At 71.3% G+C, this 20,236-nt stretch carries 13 protein-coding genes; 6 read left to right on the forward strand and 7 right to left on the reverse strand.

Annotated elements, in window-relative coordinates; all coding sequences use genetic code 11:
* Positions 1 to 71 precede the first annotated feature (71 nt).
* From AVS7_RS03945 to AVS7_RS03960, 4 genes are all read left to right on the forward strand, one after another.
* Positions 72 to 1,445 carry an MdtA/MuxA family multidrug efflux RND transporter periplasmic adaptor subunit gene (locus AVS7_RS03945; RefSeq protein WP_049696835.1) on the forward strand — a complete coding sequence of 458 codons (1,374 nt, stop codon included), beginning with the start codon at positions 72 to 74 and terminating at the stop codon, positions 1,443 to 1,445.
* A gap of 12 nt (positions 1,446 to 1,457) precedes the next feature.
* Positions 1,458 to 4,568: an MdtB/MuxB family multidrug efflux RND transporter permease subunit gene (locus AVS7_RS03950; protein WP_020230414.1), complete on the forward strand. Its 3,111-nt coding sequence runs from the start codon at positions 1,458 to 1,460 to the stop codon at positions 4,566 to 4,568.
* A 63-nt stretch (positions 4,569 to 4,631) separates the two neighbouring features.
* The gene (locus AVS7_RS03955; protein ID WP_020230415.1) at positions 4,632 to 7,739 is read left to right on the forward strand and encodes a multidrug efflux RND transporter permease subunit; all 3,108 of its coding nucleotides are present in this window, start codon (positions 4,632 to 4,634) and stop codon (positions 7,737 to 7,739) included.
* A gap of 2 nt (positions 7,740 to 7,741) precedes the next feature.
* Positions 7,742 to 9,184: an efflux transporter outer membrane subunit gene (locus AVS7_RS03960; protein ID WP_020230416.1), complete on the forward strand. Its 1,443-nt coding sequence runs from the start codon at positions 7,742 to 7,744 to the stop codon at positions 9,182 to 9,184.
* A 202-nt stretch (positions 9,185 to 9,386) separates the two neighbouring features.
* Here AVS7_RS03960 and AVS7_RS03965 read toward each other — a convergent pair whose 3' ends face one another.
* The 5 genes from AVS7_RS03965 to AVS7_RS03985 form a co-directional block, all read right to left on the reverse strand.
* Positions 9,387 to 11,417: a TonB-dependent receptor domain-containing protein gene (locus tag AVS7_RS03965; protein WP_020230417.1), complete on the reverse strand. Its 2,031-nt coding sequence runs from the start codon at positions 11,415 to 11,417 to the stop codon at positions 9,387 to 9,389.
* A gap of 90 nt (positions 11,418 to 11,507) precedes the next feature.
* On the reverse strand, positions 11,508 to 11,948 hold the full coding sequence (locus AVS7_RS03970) for a CopD family copper resistance protein (RefSeq protein WP_020230418.1): 441 nt from the start codon (positions 11,946 to 11,948) through the stop codon (positions 11,508 to 11,510).
* Positions 11,945 to 12,607 (reverse strand): ATP-binding cassette domain-containing protein, encoded by a 663-nt coding sequence (locus AVS7_RS03975; protein WP_020230419.1) that lies wholly within the window; start codon positions 12,605 to 12,607, stop codon positions 11,945 to 11,947. Before AVS7_RS03975 ends, AVS7_RS03970 begins: the two co-directional genes overlap by 4 nt.
* On the reverse strand, positions 12,600 to 13,370 hold the full coding sequence (locus AVS7_RS03980) for an ABC transporter permease (protein WP_024000911.1): 771 nt from the start codon (positions 13,368 to 13,370) through the stop codon (positions 12,600 to 12,602). Before AVS7_RS03980 ends, AVS7_RS03975 begins: the two co-directional genes overlap by 8 nt.
* The gene (locus AVS7_RS03985) at positions 13,370 to 14,359 is read right to left on the reverse strand and encodes an ABC transporter substrate-binding protein (protein WP_020230421.1); all 990 of its coding nucleotides are present in this window, start codon (positions 14,357 to 14,359) and stop codon (positions 13,370 to 13,372) included. The genes AVS7_RS03980 and AVS7_RS03985 overlap by 1 nt, the downstream gene beginning before the upstream one ends.
* A 58-nt stretch (positions 14,360 to 14,417) precedes the next feature.
* Here AVS7_RS03985 and AVS7_RS03990 point away from each other — a divergent pair, with 58 nt between their 5' ends.
* Together AVS7_RS03990 and AVS7_RS03995 are read left to right on the forward strand one after the other, a co-directional pair.
* Entirely contained in the window at positions 14,418 to 15,131 is a 714-nt protein-coding gene (locus tag AVS7_RS03990; RefSeq protein ID WP_020230422.1) for a Crp/Fnr family transcriptional regulator, read from the forward strand.
* A 69-nt stretch (positions 15,132 to 15,200) separates the two neighbouring features.
* A complete protein-coding gene (locus AVS7_RS03995; RefSeq protein WP_020230423.1) occupies positions 15,201 to 15,893 on the forward strand; it encodes a DUF1971 domain-containing protein in 693 nt (230 codons plus the stop codon).
* Positions 15,894 to 15,914: 21 nt separating this feature from the next.
* Here AVS7_RS03995 and mutS read toward each other — a convergent pair whose 3' ends face one another.
* A complete protein-coding gene (gene mutS / locus AVS7_RS04000; RefSeq protein WP_020230424.1) occupies positions 15,915 to 18,497 on the reverse strand; it encodes a DNA mismatch repair protein MutS in 2,583 nt (860 codons plus the stop codon).
* A gap of 181 nt (positions 18,498 to 18,678) precedes the next feature.
* Positions 18,679 to 20,187, reverse strand: coding sequence for an MFS transporter (locus AVS7_RS04005; RefSeq protein WP_020230425.1), 1,509 nt, complete (start codon positions 20,185 to 20,187; stop codon positions 18,679 to 18,681).
* Positions 20,188 to 20,236 lie beyond the last annotated feature (49 nt).

Genomic DNA, 20,236 nt, shown 5'->3' on the forward strand with positions numbered 1-20,236 from the left:
TTATGTCAAGGCCGTCCGTCGATTGCCGCTCGCTATGATCCATTGGCCCCAACGCCAGAGACGAACCCTCCATGCCGCGCAGACCTCTTTCACACCGCAGGCCCGCCGTGGCCGCCGTCCTGGTGGCCCTGGCCGTGGCGGGAGGCGCCTGGTGGTGGACGCAGCGCCAGGGCGGCGGCGAGCCCGCCGTGGCGCGCGGCCCCGGCGGCCCGCGCATGGGCACGATGGCGGGGCCGCAGGCGCAGCCCGTGTCGGTGGGCGTGGTGGACCGGCGCGACATGCGCGTGCTGGTCAACGCCATCGGCACCCTGAACGCCCGCGCCACCGCCGTGGTGCGGGCCAAGGTGGCGGGTGAGCTGCAGAAGCTCCATTTCAAGGAGGGCGACGAGGTGCGCGCCGGCCAGCTGCTGGCGCAGATCGACCCGCGCAGCTACCAGGCCACGCTGAGCCAGGCCCAGGGCACCTTGCAGCGCGACCAGGCGCTACTGCGCAACGCCCAGCTCGACCTGCAGCGCTACGAGGCGCTGAAGGCGCAGGACTCCATCGCCAGCCAGCAGGTGGACACGCAGGCCGCGCTGGTGCGCCAGTACCAGGGCACGGTGGCGGCCGACCAGGCGCAGGTGGACATGGCGCAGCTGCAGCTGGGCTACACGCGCATCACCGCGCCCATCTCCGGGCGGCTGGGCTTGCGCCAGGCCGACCTGGGCAACGTGGTGAACCCGTCGGACGCGAACGGCATCGTCACCATCACCCAGATCAAGCCCATCGATGCGGTGTTCTCCCTGCCCGAGGCGCACGTGGACGCCATCGCCCGCCGCCTGGCCGGGGGCCGCGCGCTGCCCGTGGAGCTGTGGGACCGCGAGCAGAAGAACCTGCTGGCCCAAGGCCGCCTGAACGCGCTGGACAACGCCATCGACGCCACCACCGGCACCGTGAAGGCCAAGGCCGCGTTCGACAACGCCGAGGGGCGCCTGTTCCCCAACCAGTTCGTCAACGTTCGGCTGCAACTCGACCTGCTGGAGCAGGCCCTCACCGTGCCCGGCGCCGCCGTGCAGAACAACTACGTGTACCTGGTGCAGGGCGACGGCACCGTGACCCAGCGGCGCCTGGCCGTGGGCGTGGCGGACGGCGACCGCGTGAGCGTGCGCGGCGAGCTGCAGCCCGGCGACCAGGTGGTCACCGACGGGATCGACCGCCTGCGCGAGGGCGCGAAGGTCACGGTGATCGCCGCCGACAAGGTGCAGAAGGTGGACCAGGCCGTGAGCGATGCGGCCGGCCGGCCGCGCGGCGCGCGCAACCTGCCGCCCGAGGTGCGCGCCAAGCTCGCGACGATGGCGCCCGAGGAGCGGCGCGCCTACCTCGAGAAGCTGCGGGCCGAGCGCGCGGGGCAGGGCGGCGGCGCGCCCGCTGCCCCGGCTTCGGCGCCCGCATCCGCCACGCGCTGAACCGGCGGCGCCATGAACCTGTCGCGCCTCTTCATCCTGCGGCCGATCGCCACCACGCTGCTGATGGTGGCCGTGCTCATCGCGGGCGTGCTGGCCTACCGGCTGCTGCCGATCTCTGCGCTGCCCGAGGTGGACTACCCCACCATCCAGGTCACCACGCTCTATCCGGGCGCCAGCCCCGACGTGATGACCTCCAACGTCACCGCGCCGCTGGAGCGCCAGTTCGGCCAGATGCCGGGGCTGGCGCAGATGTCGTCCACCAGTTCGGGCGGCGCATCGGTGGTCACGCTGCGCTTCGCGCTCGACATGTCCATGGACGTGGCTGAGCAGCAGGTGCAGGCCGCCATCAACGCCGCCACCTCCCTGCTGCCCGGCGACCTGCCCATGCCGCCGCTCTACAGCAAGGTCAACCCGGCGGACGCGCCCGTGCTCACGCTGGCCATCAGCTCGCCCTCGCTGCCGGTGATCCGCGTGAACGACCTGGTGGAGAACCGCCTGGCGCCCAAGCTCTCGCAGGTCAAGGGCGTGGGCCTCGTGGCCATCGCCGGCGGGCGGCGGCCGGCGGTGCGCATCCAGGCCAACCCCACGGCGCTGGCGGGGCTGGGGATGACGCTGGAGGACGTGCGCAGCGCGATCGCGGCGGCCAACGTGAAGGCCGCCAAGGGCGGCTTCGACGGCCCCGAGCGCGCATCGACCATCGACGCCAACGACCAGCTCCAGTCCGCGCAGGAATACCGCAGCCTCATCATCGCGTTCCGGAACGGCAGCCCCGTGCGCCTGTCCGACGTGGCCGACACCGTGGACGACGCCGAGAACACCCGCCTGGCCGCCTGGGCCGGCACGCCGGACAGCGGCGTGCGCGCGGGCGTGATCCTCAACATCAAGCGCCAGCCCGGCGCCAACGTGATCGACACGGTGGACCGCATCCAGGCCCTGCTGCCGCAGCTCAAGGAAACGTTGCCCGCCTCGCTCGACGTGCAGGTGCTCACCGACCGCACGGTGACCATCCGCGCGTCGGTGCACGACATGCAGGCGGAGCTGATGCTGGCCATCGTCCTGGTGGTGGCGGTGATCTTCGTCTTCCTGCGCAGCAGCACGGCCACGCTGATCCCGAGCGTCGCCGTGCCGCTCTCGCTCGTGGGCACCTTCGGCGTGATGTACCTCGCCGGCTTCTCGATCAACAACCTCACGCTGATGGCGCTCACCATCTCCACCGGCTTCGTGGTGGACGACGCCATCGTGATGATCGAGAACATCGCCCGCTACGTGGAGCAGGGCGAGCCGCCGCTGCAGGCCGCGCTCAAGGGCGCCAAGCAGATCGGCTTCACCATCATCTCGCTCACCATCTCGCTGATCGCGGTGCTGATCCCGCTCCTGTTCATGGGCGACGTGGTGGGCCGGCTGTTCCACGAGTTCGCCATCACCATGGCGGTGGCCATCCTCATCTCGGCCGTGGTCTCGCTCACGCTCACGCCCATGCTGTGCGCGCGGCTGCTCAAGCACACGCCCGAGGAGAGCCACGGGCGCCTCTACTACGCTACGGGCCGCTTCTTCGACCGCACCATCGAGCGCTACGGGCGCGTGCTCGGCTGGGTGCTCGACCATCGCCCGCTCACGTGGATCGTGTTTCTCGCCACGCTGGCCATCACCGCGCTGCTGTACTTCGCCGTGCCCAAGGGCTTCTTTCCGACGCAGGACACGGGCACGCTGCAGGCCACGACGGAGGCCGACCAGTCCATCTCCTTCGCCGCCATGGCCGAACGCCAGCAGGCCCTGGCCGAGCGTTTGCTGCAGGACCCGGCGGTGCAGAGCCTCTCGTCCTTCATCGGCGTGGACGGCACCAACACCACGCTCAACACCGGCCGCCTGCTCATCGACCTGAAGCCCCACGCCCAGCGCGACAGCGCCTCTGTGGTGCTGCACCGGCTGGAGCGGAGCACGCACGACGTGCCCGGCATCCGCCTCTACGTCCAGCCCGTGCAGGACCTGACCATCGAGGACCGCGTGGCGCGCACGCAGTACCAGCTGCTGCTGTCCTCGCCCGACATGGAGCAGCTGGGACGCAGCACCGCCGCCCTGGTGGAGCGCATGCAGCGCCTGCCAGAGCTGCTCCAGGTCGCCAGCGACCAGCAGACGCTGGGCCGCCAGGCCTACGTGCAGATCGACCGCGCCCAGGCCAGCCGCCTGGGCGTGACCGTGGCGGCGGTGGACACGGCGCTCTACAACGCCTTCGGCCAGCGCCTCATCTCCACCATCTTCACGCAGTCCAACCAGTACCGCGTGGTGCTGGAGGTGGCGCCCCAGTTCAAGCTCGGGCCGCAGGCGCTGCAGTCCATCCACGTGGCCAGCAGCAGCGGCCCGCCGGTGCCGCTGTCGTCCATCGCCACGGTGAGCGAGCGCAGCATGGCCCTGGCTGTGAACCACGTGGGGCAGCTGCCCGCGGCCACCGTGTCATTCAACACCGCGCCCGGCGTGGCGCTGGGCGATGCGGTGGCCGCCGTGCAGGGCGTGATGCGGGACATGCGCGTGGCGGGCGAGCTGCCGCTGTCCGTGGACACGGAGTTCCAGGGTGCGGCGCTGGCGTTCCAGGCGTCTTTGTCGAACACGCTGCTGCTCGTTTTGGCGGCCGTGGTCACGATGTACATCGTGCTCGGCGTGCTCTACGAGAGCACGATCCACCCGGTCACCATCCTGTCCACGCTGCCCTCGGCGGCGGTGGGGGCGCTGCTGGCGCTGCTGGCGGCAGGGCTGGAGCTGGACATCATCGCCGTCATCGGCATCGTGCTGCTGATCGGCATCGTCAAGAAGAACGCGATCATGATGATCGACTTCGCGCTGGAGGCGCAGCGCGACCAGGGCCTGCCGGCGCGCGAGGCCATCTTCCAGGCCTGCCTGCTGCGCTTTCGGCCCATCCTGATGACCACGCTGGCGGCGCTGCTGGGGGCGCTGCCGCTGATGCTGGGATCGGGCGTGGGCAGCGAGTTGCGGCATCCGCTGGGCGTGACGCTGGTGGGCGGTCTGCTGCTGAGCCAGTTGCTCACGCTGTTCACCACGCCGGTGATCTACCTGACGTTCGAGGGGTGGGCGCAGCGGGTGCGTGGGGCGGAGGCCAAAAATGGCTGAAACGCCCATGTGCCAAGCGCGAGCAGCTATGCTTTTTGATAGCACCGGAAGCGAGGGCGAGCCGTGAGCCTCTCCACGCCCTTCATCCACCGGCCCATCGCCACGATGCTCCTGACCATCGGCCTGGCCCTGGCCGGCGCCGTGTCGTACTTCCTGCTGCCCGTCGCCCCACTCCCCCAGGTCGACATTCCCACCATCTCCGTCTCCGCCAGCCTCCCCGGCGCCAGTCCCGACACCATGGCCGCCACCGTGGCCACCCCGCTGGAGCGGTCCCTGGGCGCCATCGCGGGCGTCACCGAGATCACCTCCAGCTCCAGCCTCGGCAGCACCCGCATCACCCTGCAGTTCGACCTCTCGCGCGACGTGGACAGCGCCGCGCGCGACGTGCAGGCCGCCATCAACGCGGCGCGCACGCTGCTGCCCACAGGCATGCCCAGCAACCCCACGTACCGCAAGATCAACCCGGCGGACGCGCCCATCATGATCCTGGCGCTCACGTCGGACAGCCTCACGCGCGGGCAGATGTACGACGCGGCCTCCACCGTGCTCGCGCAGAAGCTCTCGCAGATCGAGGGGGTGGGGCAGGCCTCGGTCAGCGGCGGCGCGCTGCCCGCGGTGCGGGTGTCGCTCGACCCGGTGCGGCTCGCGGCCAACGGGATCTCGCTGGAGCAGGTGCGCTCGGCCATCTCCAGCACCAACGCCAACCGCCCGCTGGGCGCGGTGGAGCGCGAAGACCACTACTGGCAGGTGGCGGCCAACGACCAGGCGCGCACGGCGGCGGACTACGCGCCGCTGGTGCTCACCTGGCGCAACGGCAACGCGGTGCGCCTGGCCGACGTGGCCGAGGTGACCGATTCCGTGCAGGATGTACGCAACTACGGCGTCTCCAACGGCAGGCCCGCGATCCTGCTGCAGATCCAGAAGCAGCCGGGCGCCAACATCATCGAGGCGGTGGAGCGCGTGCGCGCGCTGCTGCCGCAATTGAAGGCCTCGATCCCCGAGGCCATCGACATCACCGTCGTCTCCGACCGCACGCCCACGCTGCGCGCCTCGGTGGAGGAGGTGGAGCATTCGCTGGTGATCGCCGTGGCGCTGGTGATCCTGGTGGTGTTCCTGTTCCTGCGCAACGGCCGCGCCACGCTGATCCCGGCCGTGGCCGTGCCCGCTTCGCTGGCGGGCACGTTCGGGGTGATGTACCTCGCGGGCTACACGCTGGACAACCTCTCGCTCATGGCGCTCACCGTCGCCACGGGCTTCGTGGTGGACGACGCCATCGTGGTGCTGGAGAACGTGATGCGCCACATGGAGCGCGGCAAGACCGCGCTGCGCGCCGCCATCGACGGCGCGCGCGAGATCGGCTTCACCGTCGTCTCCATGAGCCTGTCGCTGATCGCCGTGTTCGTGCCCATCCTGTTCATGGGCGGCATCGTGGGGCGGTTCTTCCGCGAGTTTGCGGTGGTCATGTCGGCGGCCATCCTGGTGTCGATGGTCGTCTCGCTCACCACCACGCCCATGATGTGCGCGGCGCTGCTGCGCCCGGGGCCGCAGCGCGCAACGCGCATGGGCGCATGGTTCGCGCGGCTGGGCCGGGCCAGCCAGCGCCTCTACCGCAGGAGCCTCGCCTGGAGCCTGCGCCACCAGCCGCTGCTGCTCGTCGTTCTGGGGGGCGTGGTGGCGCTCAACGTGCACCTCTACGTGACCATCGACAAGGGCTTCATGCCCGAGCAGGACACGGGCCGCGTGATGGGCTTCATCCGTGCCGACCAGGCCACCTCGTACCAGGCGATGGAGCAGCGGCTCAAGCGCTTCCTCGCCATCGTGCAGGAAGACCCGGCCGTGGAATATGTGACCGGCTTCACGGGCGGCGGGCGGCCCAACTCGGCCATGATGTTCATGTCGCTCAAGCCATTGGCGGAGCGCAAGGCGTCGAGTGACGAGGTCATCAACCGCCTGCGCGGCAAGCTCAAGGACGAGCCGGGCGCGCGCCTGTTCATGATGGCGCAGTCCGACGTGCGCATCGGCGGGCGGCAGAGCAGCGGCTCCTACGACTACACGCTGCAGGCCGACGACATCGCCGACCTGCGCACCTGGGAGCCGCGCATCCGCCAGGTGCTCTCCGCGCTGCCCGAGCTGGAAGACGTGAACAGCGACGTGCAGGACTACGGCCTGCAGACCACGCTGGTCATCGACCGCGACGCCGCCACGCGCCTGGGCCTGACGGTGGCGCAGATCGACGCCACGCTGAACGACGCCTTCGGCCAGCGCCAGGTGGGCGTGATCTTCAACCCGCTCAACCAGTACCGCGTGGTGATGGAGGCCGCGCCGCGCTACCTGCAGAGCCCCGAGACGCTGCGCGGCTTCTTCTTCGTGAACCGGGACGGCGCGCAGGTGCCGCTCACCGCCTTCGCGCGCATCACGCAGACCAACACGCCGCTGTCCGTGAACCACGAGCGCGGCACGCCCGCCAGCACCATCAGCTACGGCCTCGCGCCGGGCGTGTCGCTCTCGCAGGCCAACGACGCGATCCGCGACGCCGTGGCGGGCCTGGGCGTGCCCGTGTCGGTGCGCGGCTCCTTCAGCGGCACGGCGGGCGCGTTCCAGCAGGCGCTGGCGGGGCAGCCGCTGCTCATCCTCGCGGCCATCGTCACCATCTACCTCGTGCTCGGAGTGCTCTACGAAAACCTCGTACACCCGTTCACCATTCTCTCCACGCTGCCCTCGGCCGGCGTGGGTGCGCTGCTGGCGCTGATGCTGTTCAAGACCGAGTTCTCGCTGATCGCGCTGATCGGCGTGATCCTGCTCATCGGCATCGTGAAGAAGAACGCGATCATGATGATCGACTTCGCGCTGGAGCGGCAGCGCACCGGCCGCATCACGCCCGCGCAGGCCATCTACCGCGCCTGCCACCTGCGGCTGCGGCCCATCCTCATGACCACGCTGGCCGCCATCTTCGGCGCGCTGCCGCTGGCGCTGGGGCGCGGCGACGGGGCCGAGCTGCGCCAGCCGCTGGGCATCGCCATCGTCGGCGGGCTGCTCATGAGCCAGGTGCTCACGCTCTACACCACGCCAGTGGTCTACGTGGTGCTCGACCGGCTGCGCCAGCGCATGCGCGTTTGGTTCAAGGTAAAAAACGGCTCCAGCGCCCGTCCATCAAGCGCAACCAGCTATTGAAAATGAAGCACTTGCCCCCCGTTTTCCGCGCACTGCCCGCCTGCGCCCTGCTGCTGGCGGGCTGCGCGGCGCAGGCGCCCTACGTGCCGCCGCGCATCGACGTGCCGGAGCATTTCAAGCAGGCCGCGCAGGCGCAGCAGGCGGGCCTGTGGCAGCCTGCCCGGCATGCGGACGGCATGGCGCCCCTTGCCGTGCCCGCCGCGTGGTGGACGGTGTATGGCGACCCCGAGCTCGACCGCCTGCAGGCCCTGGCCGCGCAGGGCAGCCCGAGCCTGGCGCAGGCCGTGGCGCGGCTGCGCGCGGCCCAGGCGGCGGTGGCCGGCAGCCAGGCCGGGCTGTGGCCCACGCTGGGCGCATCGGCCAGCGCCCAGCGTGCGCGCAGCGGCACCGGCGGCGACAGTTCCGCGCGCTCGGGCGCCACGGCCAGCAGCTACAGCCTGGGGCTGAACGCCAGCTGGGAGCTGGACCTGTGGGGCCGCCTGTCCGGTGCGGTGGATGCGGCCCAGGCAGGCGTCCAGGCCAGCGCCGCCGACCTGGCCACCGCGCGCCTGTCCCTGCAGGCCAGCGTGGCGCAGGCCTACTTCTCGCTGCGCGCAGCCGAGGCGCAGATGCAGCTGCTGCAGGAAACGCTCGCCGCCTACGCGCAGAGCTGGCAGGTCACGCGCAACCGCTACCGCGCGGGCGTGGCCTCGTCCGCCGACGTGGCGCAGGCCGAGGCGCAGTACAAAAGCACGCAGGCGCAGCTGCTGGAATCGCAGGCCGGCCGCGCGCAGCTCGAGCACGCGCTGGCCGCCCTGCTGGGCCTGCCGCCTGCCGCCTTCGACCTGCCGCCCACGGGCGTGCTGCCCGCGCCGCCCGCGGTGCCGGGCGAACTGCCCTCGCAACTGCTGGAGCGCCGCCCCGACATCGCCGCGGCAGAGCGGAGGGCGGCGGCGGCCAATGCCCAGGTGGGCGTGGCGCGGGCGGCGTACTTCCCCGCGCTCACGCTGTCGGCGGCGGCGGGCTACCGCGGCGCATCGCTGTCGGACCTGGTGAGCGCGCCGCACCTGTTCTGGTCGCTGGGCCCGCAGCTCGCCGTGGCGCTGTTCGACGGCGGCGCGCGCGACGCGGCCGTGGAGTCGGCACGCGCCGCGCTGGACCTGGCCGCGGCCACCTACCGCCAGACGGTGCTCGCGGCCCTGCAGGAGGTGGAGGACAACCTCGTGGCCGCCGCCAGCCTGGCCCGGGAACAGCAGTTGCAGCAGGAGGCCGTGGCCGCTGCGCAGAAGGCGCTGGACGTGGCCACCAACCAGTACCAGGCCGGCACGGTGGCCTACCTCAACGTGCTGAGCGCGCAGACCACGGTGCTGGCCGCGCGGCGCAGCCTGCTCGATGTGCGCAGCCGCCGGCTGGCGGCGGTGAACGCGTTGCTCAAGAACCTGGCGGGGCCTTGGGGGCCGGCCTGACGCGATGGCCCGTGTCTGCTGACGCGTTTCATCGCGCTGCTCGTCGCCCACGACGCATAAAGTCGGCACCACGCCAGGCGTGGGCCACCGCGCAAGGGCCTGAGCCGGCCGCGCCGCCCCGCCGCGCTGGTGGCGTCCCCCTGCCCGCATTGCGCAGCAATGCGAGCGCTGGGGGAAGGCGCGAAGCGACTCAGGGGAGTGCTCAGAATCTGTACGTCAGGCCGGCGCTGATGCTGCGCCCGTTGCCCGACAGGAAAGTGGGCATGGCGGCCGTGCCCGTGCCGCGGATGACGAAGGCGCTGGCGTAGGTGCGGTCGGTCAGGTTGTCCACGCTCACGTAGGCCTGCCACTGGCTGCCGGGCTGGTAGGCCACGCGCAGGCCGAGCAGGGCGTAGCTGTCTTGCTCCGTGCCGGCGGTGTTGGCGTGGTTGGTGGGGGTCTTGCCGGGCTTCCAGCGCAGCGTGGGGCCCATGCTCCAGGGGCCCTGGCGGACCATCAGCTCCGCATGCAGCAGGTGGCGGGGAATGCCCGCGATGCGGTTGCCCGCGTACTCCCCTGCGCGGAAGCGGAAGTCGTTGAACGTGTAGGCCGCCTGGTATTGCAGGGTGGTGCCGCCCCAGCCGACCTGCCCCTTGGCGCCCAGCTCCACGCCCTGGTGGACAGTGCGGTCGCGGTAGTTGAAGGTGCCCGAGGTGGTGCCGTCGTCCGAGAACACTTCCATCAGCTCGTCGCGCACGTGGCTGCGGTAGACGCTGGCGGACCATTCGCCTGCGTCGCGGCCCGTGCCGTAGCTGCCGCGGGCGCCGACCTCGGCGGTCCAGGCGCGCTGCAGGTCCAGGCGGTTCATCGTGGCGCCCGAGAGGATTTCCCAGTACGTGGGCGCCTCGCTGCTGCGGCTCAGGTTGGCGAACGCGCGGGTGGCATCGCTGGCCTGCCAGAGCACGCCGACCTTGGGCAGCGCGGCGTTCCACTGCTGGTCGAGCTGCCTGCCCGAGCCCAGTTCGCGCGCATCGCGTATGGATTGGACGTAGCGCAGGTCGCCGGTCGCTTCGAGCCGCGGCGCCAGGCGCCAGGCCAGGGCGATGTTGGCGCTGCGGTTCTCCGCGCCCAGGTCGTAGCGCGCCACCGCCGGCAGGCGCTGGCCCGCGGCGTTGATGGGGTGCATGTCGCGCTGCATGCTCGTGCGCGCCCAGTCCAGGCCCGCGCGGTAGGCCAGCGCGCCGGACTGGCCGCGCGTCGTCCACTGCAGGCCGGTGGTGTGCCCGTCCGTGGGGGAGGACATGGCGGGCGAGGTGAAGGTGTCGTCGATGCTTTGCCAGTAGACGCCCACCGTGTGGCTGAGCGCCTCGCCGCCCCAGGCCGTGCGGTTGGCCAGGCGCAGCTGCCGGGTCTGGCGGTTGGGGTCGCGCAGGTAGATGTTGTTGGCCTGGTCCACCGGGGTGTTGTAGTCGCCCAGGACGCTGCGCGGGTCGCTCTGCAGGCGCGCCTTGGGAATGACGTTGGGGATGTCGAAGCCCAGGTCGGTGTAGGACAGGTAGGTGCGGTTCTCGATGCCGGAGGAGCGCCAGCCCGCGTTGGCGTGCAGGCTGCTGCGCTCGGAGGCCGAGTGGTGGCGGTAGCCATCCGCCTCGTCGTGGCTGACGAAGATGCGCCCGTCCCAGTATTCGCCCTGGCCGCCGATGCCGGCGGTCAGGCCCTTGCGGCCGAAGCTGCCCGCGTCCAGGCGTACGTGGTTGGCCTGGCCGCCCACGACGGACTGGAAGTCCAGCTCGCCGCCCAGCGTGCTGGCGGCCGCGCTCTGGGCATTGGCGCCGCGCCGCACGGAGACCAGCGCGCTGTTGCGCGGCTCCAGCGTGCTGATGACGAAGGAGCCGTCCGCCTCGTTGAGCGGCAGGCCGTCCTGCAGCAGCAGTACGCCGCGGTTCACGGGATTGCTCTGGATGCCCGAGCCGCGGATGTTCAGGCGCGGCTGGTCCTGGCCGCCGAAGAACTCCTGCACCACGATGCCGGGCTCGCCGCCGATCGCGTCCTGCAGGGTGTTCAGGCGCACTTTTTCCTGTGGCGCGACGAGGTTGACGCCACCCGGCGTGCGCTCCAGCTGCTGGCGCAGGCGGGTGGCGCTGGGAGACAGCAGCGGCGTGGCGCTGTCCGTATCACCGCTGACCACCACGGGGGGCAGCGTGGGCCCGGCGCCTGCTCCTTGCGCGAGGACCAGGGACGGAAGGGCCAGCATGGCGAGGGCCAGGGGGGGCGTTTCATGAAGGTTGCGGACATGGCGGTGCACTGCGAAGGATGGAGGGAGGATGGAAAGGGGGAGGGGATGTCACCCGGCGTAGAACATCCACTTGGCGAGCAGGACGATGCCCACCATGTGGGCGAAGACGCTCTGGTGGATGCGCTTGAAATGGAGGCTGTGCAGCTTGCCGCGCCGGCGCAGCGTCATGGCGGTGATGAAGTGGCCGAAGACGCTGGTGGCCAGCGCGATCTTGAGCCACAGCATGGCGCCCAGGTGGCTGGACAGCGGTGAGGCCAGCACGGGCAGGTAGCGGATCCAGGCCATGCCGATGCCCGCACTGAACAGCGCCAGCAGGACCCAGGGCATGATCTTGCGCGCGCGGCTGCCGATGGCGATCTCGACGGAGCGCATCACCTCGCGCGGCAGGTGCTTGCGGATGCCTTCGAGCATCAGCACCTCGAAGAACACGGTGCCGATGAAGAACAGGGCGCAGAACAGGTGGATCGTCAGCAGGACGGGGTAGGTCATGGAGTGGGCTCCTGGGCGGTCGTGGGGAAAGGGTATGCGCCGGCGTTCCAGGGCCGCAGCCGGGCGCCGCGCACTTCCAGGCAGCGCTGCACCATGCAGGCGAGCTCCTGCGGGTGGTGGCTCACGCACAGCAGCGCCGCGCCGCTCTCCGCGAGGGCGGCCACGCACAGGTCTGCCATGCGCCGGCGCAGCGCGGGGTCCAGCGCGCTGAAGGGCTCGTCCAGCAGCAGCAGGTCGGGCTCCATGGCCAGCGCGCGGGCCAGCGCGGCGCGCTGCGCCATGCCGCCGGACAGCTCGCGCGGCCAGGCCAGGGCGGTGCGTGCGGGAAGCTCCACCCGCTCCAGCCACTGCAGGGCCTGGGCATGGGCCGCGCCGGGCGCCATGCCACCTGCCCGCAGTGGCAGCGCGAGGTTGTCGCCCACGGTGCGCCAGGGCAGCAGGCGCGGCTCCTGGAACAGCAGGACGGTGCGGGAAAAGCCGTTGCGCACCGTGCCGCAGGAGGGTTTTTGCAGGCCGCAGGCCAGGCGCAGCAGCGCGCTCTTGCCGGCGCCGCTGGGCCCCAGCAGGCCGATGCGCTCGCCCGCCCGCACGCGCAGGTCCACGCCTTCGAGCACCTGGTGCGCGCCGAAGCGCAGGCCGAGTCCGTGCAGCTCAAGCATCGCGCAGCTCCTGCCAGCGGCCCAGCGTGCGCTGCAGCGGCTGGATGAGCGCCAGCTCCAGCACCCCGACGAAGGCCAGGATCAGCAGCACCCAGGCATACAGCTCGGCGCTGTCGAACGTGGCGCGCGCATTGGCCAGCGCGTGGCCCACGCCGCTGTCGGCGCCCAGCACCTCGGCCATGACCACCAGGCGGATGCCGCCGTTCACGGCGATCAGCAGCGCGGCGCTCAGCGGTGCGGTCAGCGCGGGGATGTAGAGGTGGCGCAGCCGCAGCCACAAGCCGAAGCGGTAGACGTGCGTCATCTCCAGCAGCTGCCGGTCCACCTGCAGCATGCCCTTGACCGTGTTCACGTACAGCCCCGGCGCGGTCATCAGCGCCGCGAGGAAAACCACCATGGACGAGCCCAGCCCGAACCACAGCATGGCCAGCAGCACGACCACCACGGACGGGATGGCCATGAGCAGCCAGCGCAGCGGCTCCAGCGCGCCGCGCAGGCGCGGGTGGGCGGCAGCCGCCAGGCCCAGCACGAAGCCGCACAGGCACCCGGTGCCGATGCCGACGAAGGCGCGGCCCAGGCTGGTGGCCGCAGCGGGGTAGAAGCGGCCGCTCTCGACCAGGGGGCCGATGGCCAGCACCGCCTCCTGGGGCGTGGCCATGAGCAGCGGCCCCAGGTAGCCGGCCGTGACGTGCCAGGCGAGCAGGATGGCCGCGAGCCCCGCTGCCGCCCAGGCGCGGGAGGTGCGCAGCGTGGGCGTGCGCATCATGGCCCGTAGAACCCGTCGGCCGGCAGCCGGTTGCCGATGGCCTTGGGGTGCTTGGCCTGCAGCAGTGTGTAGAGCGCCTGCAGCTGCGCACGCACGGCCGTGGCCGGGCGGCTTTCCAGCCGCGTGACCTCGATGGCCTGCTGCAGTACGGGCACGGGCATGTGGGGCAGGTACTTGTGGGCGATCCGGGCGCATTCCAGCGCCTGGGCCTTGCACCAGCGGGCCGAGGCGGCATAGGCCTGCTCCACGGCTTCGGAAAGCGCGCGGTTGTCGGCCACGGTGGCGTTGGCCATCAGGCCGGCCTGGGGCAGGCTGGGCTGGGCGGGGAACTGGGTGGCCCACACGCCTTCCAGGCTCTGCACGCGGTGCAGGGGGCGGGGCGCTCTCTGCTGCTGGTTGCGCCACAGCAGCATGGAGGCCATGGGCTCGGCCAGCACCACGTGCCTGCCCTGGCCGGAGAGCATGAGCGCGATCGCGTCCTGGCCGGTGCGGGTGCGGCGCACTTTCACGGCGGGCTGGCCGTCCTGCGCTTGCGCGGTGAGCAGGGTGTCGATCAGCACGTCGCCCAGGTCATGCTGGAAGGGCGAGAGCAGTTCCTCGCCGCCCAGGTCCGCGAAGCGCTGGACCTTGGGGTCGGTGCTCACCAGCCACACCAGCCCCCAGACGGACACGCTGAGCAGGCGCGTGTTCTGCCCCTTGCTGGCCAGCAGGGCCGGCAGCGTGGTGGGCGCGGCGCTGAAGTCCAGCTTCTTCTGCACCAGCAGGGCGCTGAGCTGGTCGTGGCTTTCCCACACGCGGAATTCCACGTTCTGCGCATGGGCGCGCAGCGCCTGCGTCTCCACCATGTGCATCAGCGGGTAGCTCACCACGGCGCCCGGGCCCCCCAGCGTCAGCGTGCCGAGGGCAGGAGCCGCCAGCGCACAGGAGGCCAGCGAGGCGGCGCCCGCGAACACCCAGCGGGCCGTGGCGACGGAGAAATGGTTCATGCGATTCATTTGAGAATTGTTATCATTTAATGGTTGCATGAACCCCTTGCACACCCCAATGACAAAAGTCAACGCGCTGGAGCCTGTACACCAGGCCATGCATGGGCTGCGCGCCGTGCCCCTGTTCGCCGACCTGCCCGACGAGGCCCTGGCCCGCCTGGCGGATGGGTGTGTCTTGCGCGAGTTCGGGTGCGGCGAATACCTCTTCCGGGAAGGCGATCCGGCGGGCCACTACTACTGGGTCGTGCAGGGCCAAGTCGAAGTCCTGCGCCACGGCATCGACGGGGAGGACCGCGTGTTCAGCGTCTTCGGGCGGGGGCACCTCGTCGCCATCGCGGCCATGTTCATGGAGCACGGCCGCTATCCCATGAACGCGCGCGGCCAGGACACGGCCCTGTGCCTGCGCCTGGAGCGCGATCCCTTGAGCGCCGCCTGCCTGAGCCACCCCGGCCTGGCGCTGCGCATGCTGCGCATGATGGGCGCGGCGGTCTACCAGCGCGTCAACGAGGTGGAGTGGCTCACCGCCAGCTCCGCGCCGCAGCGGCTGGCGCTCTACCTGCTGCGGTTGAGCGACCAGCAGGGCCGCACCCTGCAGCTGCCGCTGAGCCAGCGCCAGCTGGCCTCGCGGCTGGGCGTGCGCGCGGAGACGCTGAACCGGCTGCTGTCCGACTGGCAGGCGCGCGGCTACGTGGCCGGGCGTGGGCGGGAGTGGGCGATCAACGACCGCTGCTACCTGCAGCAGTTGACGCACGGCGCCGTGCGTGCGTTCTGAAACGGCTTGACCTTTGTCATTGGGCCGCCGCGCGGCGGCTGCTGAGAATGCGCGGACAGGACCGCCGCCATGCATTCACCCACCGCTTCACCCACAGCCTCTGCCGCCACTTCCGCCGCCGCCGTCACCGAGGCCGATCTGCGGGTCCTGGTGCACACCTTCTACGCCCGTGTGCGCCAGGACCCGCTGCTGGCGCCGCTCTTCGAGTCGCACGTCGACGACTGGGACGCCCACCTGGAAACGCTCGTGGACTTCTGGCTGTGGCTGGTGCTGAAGAAGGAAGGCTTCGACGGCAGCCCCATGCCCAAGCATGCCCGGCTGCCGGGCCTGGGCTGGGCACATTTCGAGCGCTGGCTGGAGCTGTTCCACCGCACCACCGGCGAGCTGCAGGTGCCCGCGCTCAAGGACACCGTGGACGCCATGGCCCGGCGCATGGCCTCCACGCTGTGGCAGAACTACCAGAAGCACAACCCCGCCAGCGCCTGGCTGCGCGACATGCCCGCGGGGCTGTCGAGCTACAAGCGCTCGCCGGTCTTCACGCCGGCGAACCTGCCGGCCGCGTTCAAGGCCACGCACTCCATCAAGGCGGGCACGTGGGGGCTGCTGCGCGTGCACAGCGGCGCGCTGGTGTTCACCCTCGATGTCCAGCCGCCGCGCACCCTCCTGCTGGATGCGGGGGAGCAGCTGGTGGTGGAGCCCCAGGTGCCCCACCACGTGACCTTCGTGGCGGAAGGCGCTTTCCAGATCGACTTCCACCGCTGACCGGGCCCGCGCCGCGGGCGCTCAGCCCGGGGACAGCCGCTTGAGCTGGTAGAGCGCGTCCAGCGCCTCGCGCGGGGACAGCTGGTCGGGGTTGATCTGCGCCAGGGCGGTTTCCACGGGGCTGGCGGCCTGCATCTCGGGCGTGGGCGGCGGCGCGAACAGGTCCACCTGCAGGTCGTCCTCGCCCGCGCGCTCCTCCAGCGCGGCCAGCGTGTGGCGCGCATGGTTCAGCACGGTGGCGGGCACGCCCGCCAGCTTGGCCACCTGGATGCCGTAGCTGCGGCTGGCCGGACCGGGCTGGATCTCGTGCAGGAAGACGATGTCTGCGCCCGCCTCGGCCGCGCCCACGTGCACGTTCACCGCATGCTGGTGGCGCGCCGACAGCTCCGTCAGCTCGAAGTAGTGCGTGGCGAACAGCGTGAAGGCCTTGGTGCGGTCGTGCAGGTGGGTGGCGATGCCGCTGGCCAGGGCCAGGCCGTCGAAGGTGCTGGTGCCGCGGCCGATCTCGTCCATGAGCACCAGGCTGTGCGGCGTGGCCCCGTGCAGGATCTGCGCGGCCTCGGTCATCTCCAGCATGAAGGTGGACTGCGCGTTGGCCAGGTCGTCCGCCGCGCCGATGCGCGTGTGGATGGCGTCGATGGGCCCCAGCCGGCATGCGGCGGCGGGCACGTGGCTGCCCATGCTGGCCAGCAGCACGATCAGCGCCACCTGCCGCATGTAGGTCGACTTGCCGCCCATGTTGGGGCCGGTGATGATCTGCATGCGCGTGTTGGCGTTCAGGCGCGTGTGGTTGGGGATGAAGGCGCCGCTGGACGTCTCCTGCAGCCGCGCCTCGACCACCGGGTGGCGGCCGGCCTCGATGTCGATGCACGGCTCGGCCACGAACTGCGGCGCGCACCAGTCGAGGGTGAGCGAGCGCTCGGCCAGCGTGCACAGCACGTCCAGCGTGGCCAGCGCCTGGGCCACGCGCGTGAGCTGCGGCACGTGCTGCTGGAGCTGGTCCAGCATCTGTTCGTAGAGCCACTTCTCGCGTGCCAGACCGCGCTCCTGCGCCGACAGCGCCTTGTCCTCGAAGCTTTTCAGCTCGGGCGTGATGAAGCGCTCGGCGTTCTTCAGCGTCTGGCGTCGGCGGTAGTCATGGGGCACCTTGTCCACGTGGCTGCTGGTGACCTCGATGTAGAAGCCGTGCACTTTGTTGAACTGCACGCGCAGGTTGGGAATGCCGGTGCGGGCCTTCTCGCGCGTTTCCAGGTCGAGCAGGAAGTCGTCGCAGTTGGTCTGGATGGCGCGCAGCTCGTCCAGCTCGGCGTCGAAGCCGGGGGCGATCACGCCGCCGTCGCGCACCAGCGCGGCGGGCTCCTCCAGCAGCGCGGCGCGCAGCAGGGCCGCGCAGTCGACTGGCGGCTGCAGGTCGCCGAAGATTTGGGCCAAAAACGGCTCTGGCGCTTGTGTGGAAAGCGCGAGCAGCTCCGCTTTTCGTAGCGTCTGGCACAGCGCCACCAGCTCGCGCGGGCGCACCTGGCGCAGGGCGATGCGGGCGGTGATGCGCTCCACGTCGCTCACGCCGCGCAGCTCGCCGCGCAGCACCTGCCAGGGGCCCTGGCCGCTGGCCGTGCCGCGCAGGGCCGTGGTGGCGGCCAGGCGCTGGCGTGCTTCCGTGCGGTCGCGGCGGGGCTCCAGCAGCCAGGTCTTGAGCAGGCGGCTGCCCATGCCGGTCATGCAGGTGTCCAGCAGCGAAAACAGCGTGGGCGCGTCCTCGCCGCGCAGGGTCTTGACCAGCTCCAGGTTGCGCCGCGTGGCCGCGGGCAGGTGGATGAGCTCGTTGCTCTGCTGCACGCGCACGCCGTGCAGGTGGGTGAGGGCGCGGCCCTGCGTGTGCTCGGCGTACTGCAGCAGCGCGGCGGCGGCGGCGTGCGCGTGCTGCAGGCCTTCGGCGTTCCAGGCCTGCAGGCTGGCCGCACCCAGGTGTTCGAGCAGCTTGCGCTGGCCCAGGGCGCCGTCGAACTGCCAGTCAGGCCGCAGGCTCAGGGGGCAGGCCAGCAGGCCGCCCTGGCGCAGCGCGGTCAGCTGCTCCTCGAAGCGCTGGGTGACGCCCGCGCTGTAGAGCACCTCGCTGGGCGCGATACGCGCCAACCAGCCGCCCACCTCGTCGTGCGCGCACTCGGCCAGGTGCACCACGCCCTGCGTGACGGACAGCCACGCCAGCCCGCAGCGCGCCCGCGCGCCCTGGTGCAGGGCGAGCAGCATGGATTCGCTCTTGTCCGAAAGCAGCTCGCTGTCGGTCAGCGTGCCGGGCGTGACCACGCGCACCACCTTGCGCTCCACCGGCCCCTTGGCCGCGCCGACCTCGCCCACCTGCTCGGCGATGGCGACCGACTCGCCCATCTTGATGAGCCGGCCCAGGTAGTTCTCCAGCGCATGGAAGGGCACGCCCGCCATCACCACCGGCTGCCCGCCCGACTGGCCGCGCTGCGTGAGGGTGATGTCCAGCAGGCGCGCGGCCTTCTCGGCATCGGCGTAGAACAGCTCGTAGAAGTCGCCCATGCGGTAGAGCAGCAGCGTGTCGGGATGCTGGGCCTTGAGGGCCAGGTATTGCTGCATCATCGGCGTGTGATGCGAGAAGTCGGCGGGCGCCGCCGCCTGGCCCCTGGGCGGGCGGGGGGCGGGGCTGGAGGGGGGGAGGGTGCTGGATTCGTCCACTGTCATTCTGGCCTTCACTGGGCGCGCACAGGGGCTGCCGGGGAGAGAGGGGCGACATTATCAAAGGTATCGCGGCCCCGGGCGCTCAGCGCATGCGCCGCCACACGGCCCACGCCGTGGCGAGCAGCAGGCCGGTGGCCAGCAGCAGCACGGCGGCAAAGCCCTGGTCGAAGGCCGCGCCGGCCGCCTGTGTGAGCGCGTTCGCCGCGGGCGGCGGCAGGCTTTCGGCGGCGCGCAGGGCCTCGTCCAGGCCGTCGCGCACCTGCATGGGCAGTAGTGCCGCATCGGGCAGCGCCAGCGTGCGGGTGTAGACGGCCGAGAGCAGGCTGCCCATCACCGTCACGCCCAGCGCGCCGCCCAGCTCGTAGGACACTTCTTCCACCGAGGCGGCCATGCCCGCGCGGTCGGGTGGCGCACTCGTCAGCAGCGTGGCCGAGGCCGCCGTCATCGCGGCGCCCACGCCCGCGCCCAGCAGCGCTAGGCTCGACGCCTGCCACAGGACCGGGGCCTGGTGCAGCGCCAGGTAGCCGCCCATGCCCAGGCCCGAAGCCAGCAGGGCGACAGCCAGCAGCCGAGCGCTGCCCCAGCGCGGCAGCAGCCGCCCCGCCACCGGCCCGGCGACGAAGGTCGCCAGCGGCAGCGGCAGCATCGCCCAGCCGGCGGCCAAAGGGCTGCGGCCCAGCACGAGCTGCAGGCGCTGGGTGAATACCAGCTCCATGCCCAGCAGTGCGGCGGAGGCCACGAGGGCCGACACCACGGCCATGCGGAAGCCCCGGTGCCTGAACAGCTCCAGATCCAGCAGCGGATGGGCGCTGCGGCGCTGGCGGCGCACGAAGACCCACAGGAAGATCGCGCCCGCCGCCAGGGCCAGCGCGGCCAGCGGCCAGTCGGGCGAGGGCTTGCCCAGTTCTTTCACGGCGAAGGTGCAGGCCACCAGCCCCACCATCACCTGGAGCGAGCCGGCCAGGTCCCAGGGCCGTGCGCCATGGCCGGCGCTGGCGGGAATGCAGCGCCAGGCCAGCAGCAGGGCGACGAGCACGATGGGCACGTTGATCAGGAACACCGACCCCCACCAGAAATGCTCCAGCAGCACGCCGCCCACCACGGGGCCGAACGCCGCACCGCCGGAGGCCACCGAGGCCCAGATGCCGATGGCCAGCGCGCGCTCGCGCTCGTCGTGGAAGCTCAGGCGGATCAGTGATAGCGTGGCCGGCATCATCATCGCCGCGCCCACACCCAGCAGGGCGCGCGCCGTGATCAGCACACCGGTGGCCGGAGCGAAAGCCGCCCCCAGCGACGCGGCGCCGAACACGGCCAGCCCTGCCATGAACAGGCGCTTGTGGCCCAGTCGGTCGCCCAGCGTGCCCATGCCCAGCAGCAGCCCCGAGACGACGAGCGAGTAGATGTTGATGATCCAGAGCTTGGCCGAGGCGCCTGCGGCCAGGTCGTGCGTGAGGCGCGGCAGGGCGGTGTAGAGCACCGTCATGTCGATGACGATGAGCAGCAGCGCGACGGACACGATGCCCAGCACCAGCCACCGGCTGGCCGGTGCGGCCGGAGACGGGGTGTGGCAGGGGGCGGCGGGGGTGTGCATGGAGCGTTTCTTGGGTTGTAGACAGGCCGATGATTGATCTATTTTCAGA

Source organism: Acidovorax sp. MR-S7 (assembly GCF_000400995.2).
GTDB lineage: Bacteria > Pseudomonadota > Gammaproteobacteria > Burkholderiales > Burkholderiaceae_C > MR-S7.

Excerpts from the sequence above, each read along its gene's own strand:
- AVS7_RS04005 (WP_020230425.1), bottom strand. The coding sequence starts at position 20,187 with ATGCACACCCCCGCCGCCCCCTGCCACACCCCGTCTCCGGCCGCACCG.
- AVS7_RS03965 (WP_020230417.1), bottom strand. The coding sequence starts at position 11,417 with ATGCTGGCCCTTCCGTCCCTGGTCCTCGCGCAAGGAGCAGGCGCCGGG.
- AVS7_RS03950 (WP_020230414.1), top strand. The coding sequence starts at position 1,458 with ATGAACCTGTCGCGCCTCTTCATCCTGCGGCCGATCGCCACCACGCTG.
- AVS7_RS03990 (WP_020230422.1), top strand. The coding sequence starts at position 14,418 with ATGACAAAAGTCAACGCGCTGGAGCCTGTACACCAGGCCATGCATGGG.
- AVS7_RS03945 (WP_049696835.1), top strand. The coding sequence starts at position 72 with ATGCCGCGCAGACCTCTTTCACACCGCAGGCCCGCCGTGGCCGCCGTC.
- AVS7_RS03995 (WP_020230423.1), top strand. The coding sequence starts at position 15,201 with ATGCATTCACCCACCGCTTCACCCACAGCCTCTGCCGCCACTTCCGCC.
- AVS7_RS03975 (WP_020230419.1), bottom strand. The coding sequence starts at position 12,607 with ATGCTTGAGCTGCACGGACTCGGCCTGCGCTTCGGCGCGCACCAGGTG.
- AVS7_RS03960 (WP_020230416.1), top strand. The coding sequence starts at position 7,742 with ATGAAGCACTTGCCCCCCGTTTTCCGCGCACTGCCCGCCTGCGCCCTG.
- mutS (WP_020230424.1), bottom strand. The coding sequence starts at position 18,497 with ATGATGCAGCAATACCTGGCCCTCAAGGCCCAGCATCCCGACACGCTG.
- AVS7_RS03970 (WP_020230418.1), bottom strand. The coding sequence starts at position 11,948 with ATGACCTACCCCGTCCTGCTGACGATCCACCTGTTCTGCGCCCTGTTC.
- AVS7_RS03985 (WP_020230421.1), bottom strand. The coding sequence starts at position 14,359 with ATGAACCATTTCTCCGTCGCCACGGCCCGCTGGGTGTTCGCGGGCGCC.
- AVS7_RS03980 (WP_024000911.1), bottom strand. The coding sequence starts at position 13,370 with ATGCGCACGCCCACGCTGCGCACCTCCCGCGCCTGGGCGGCAGCGGGG.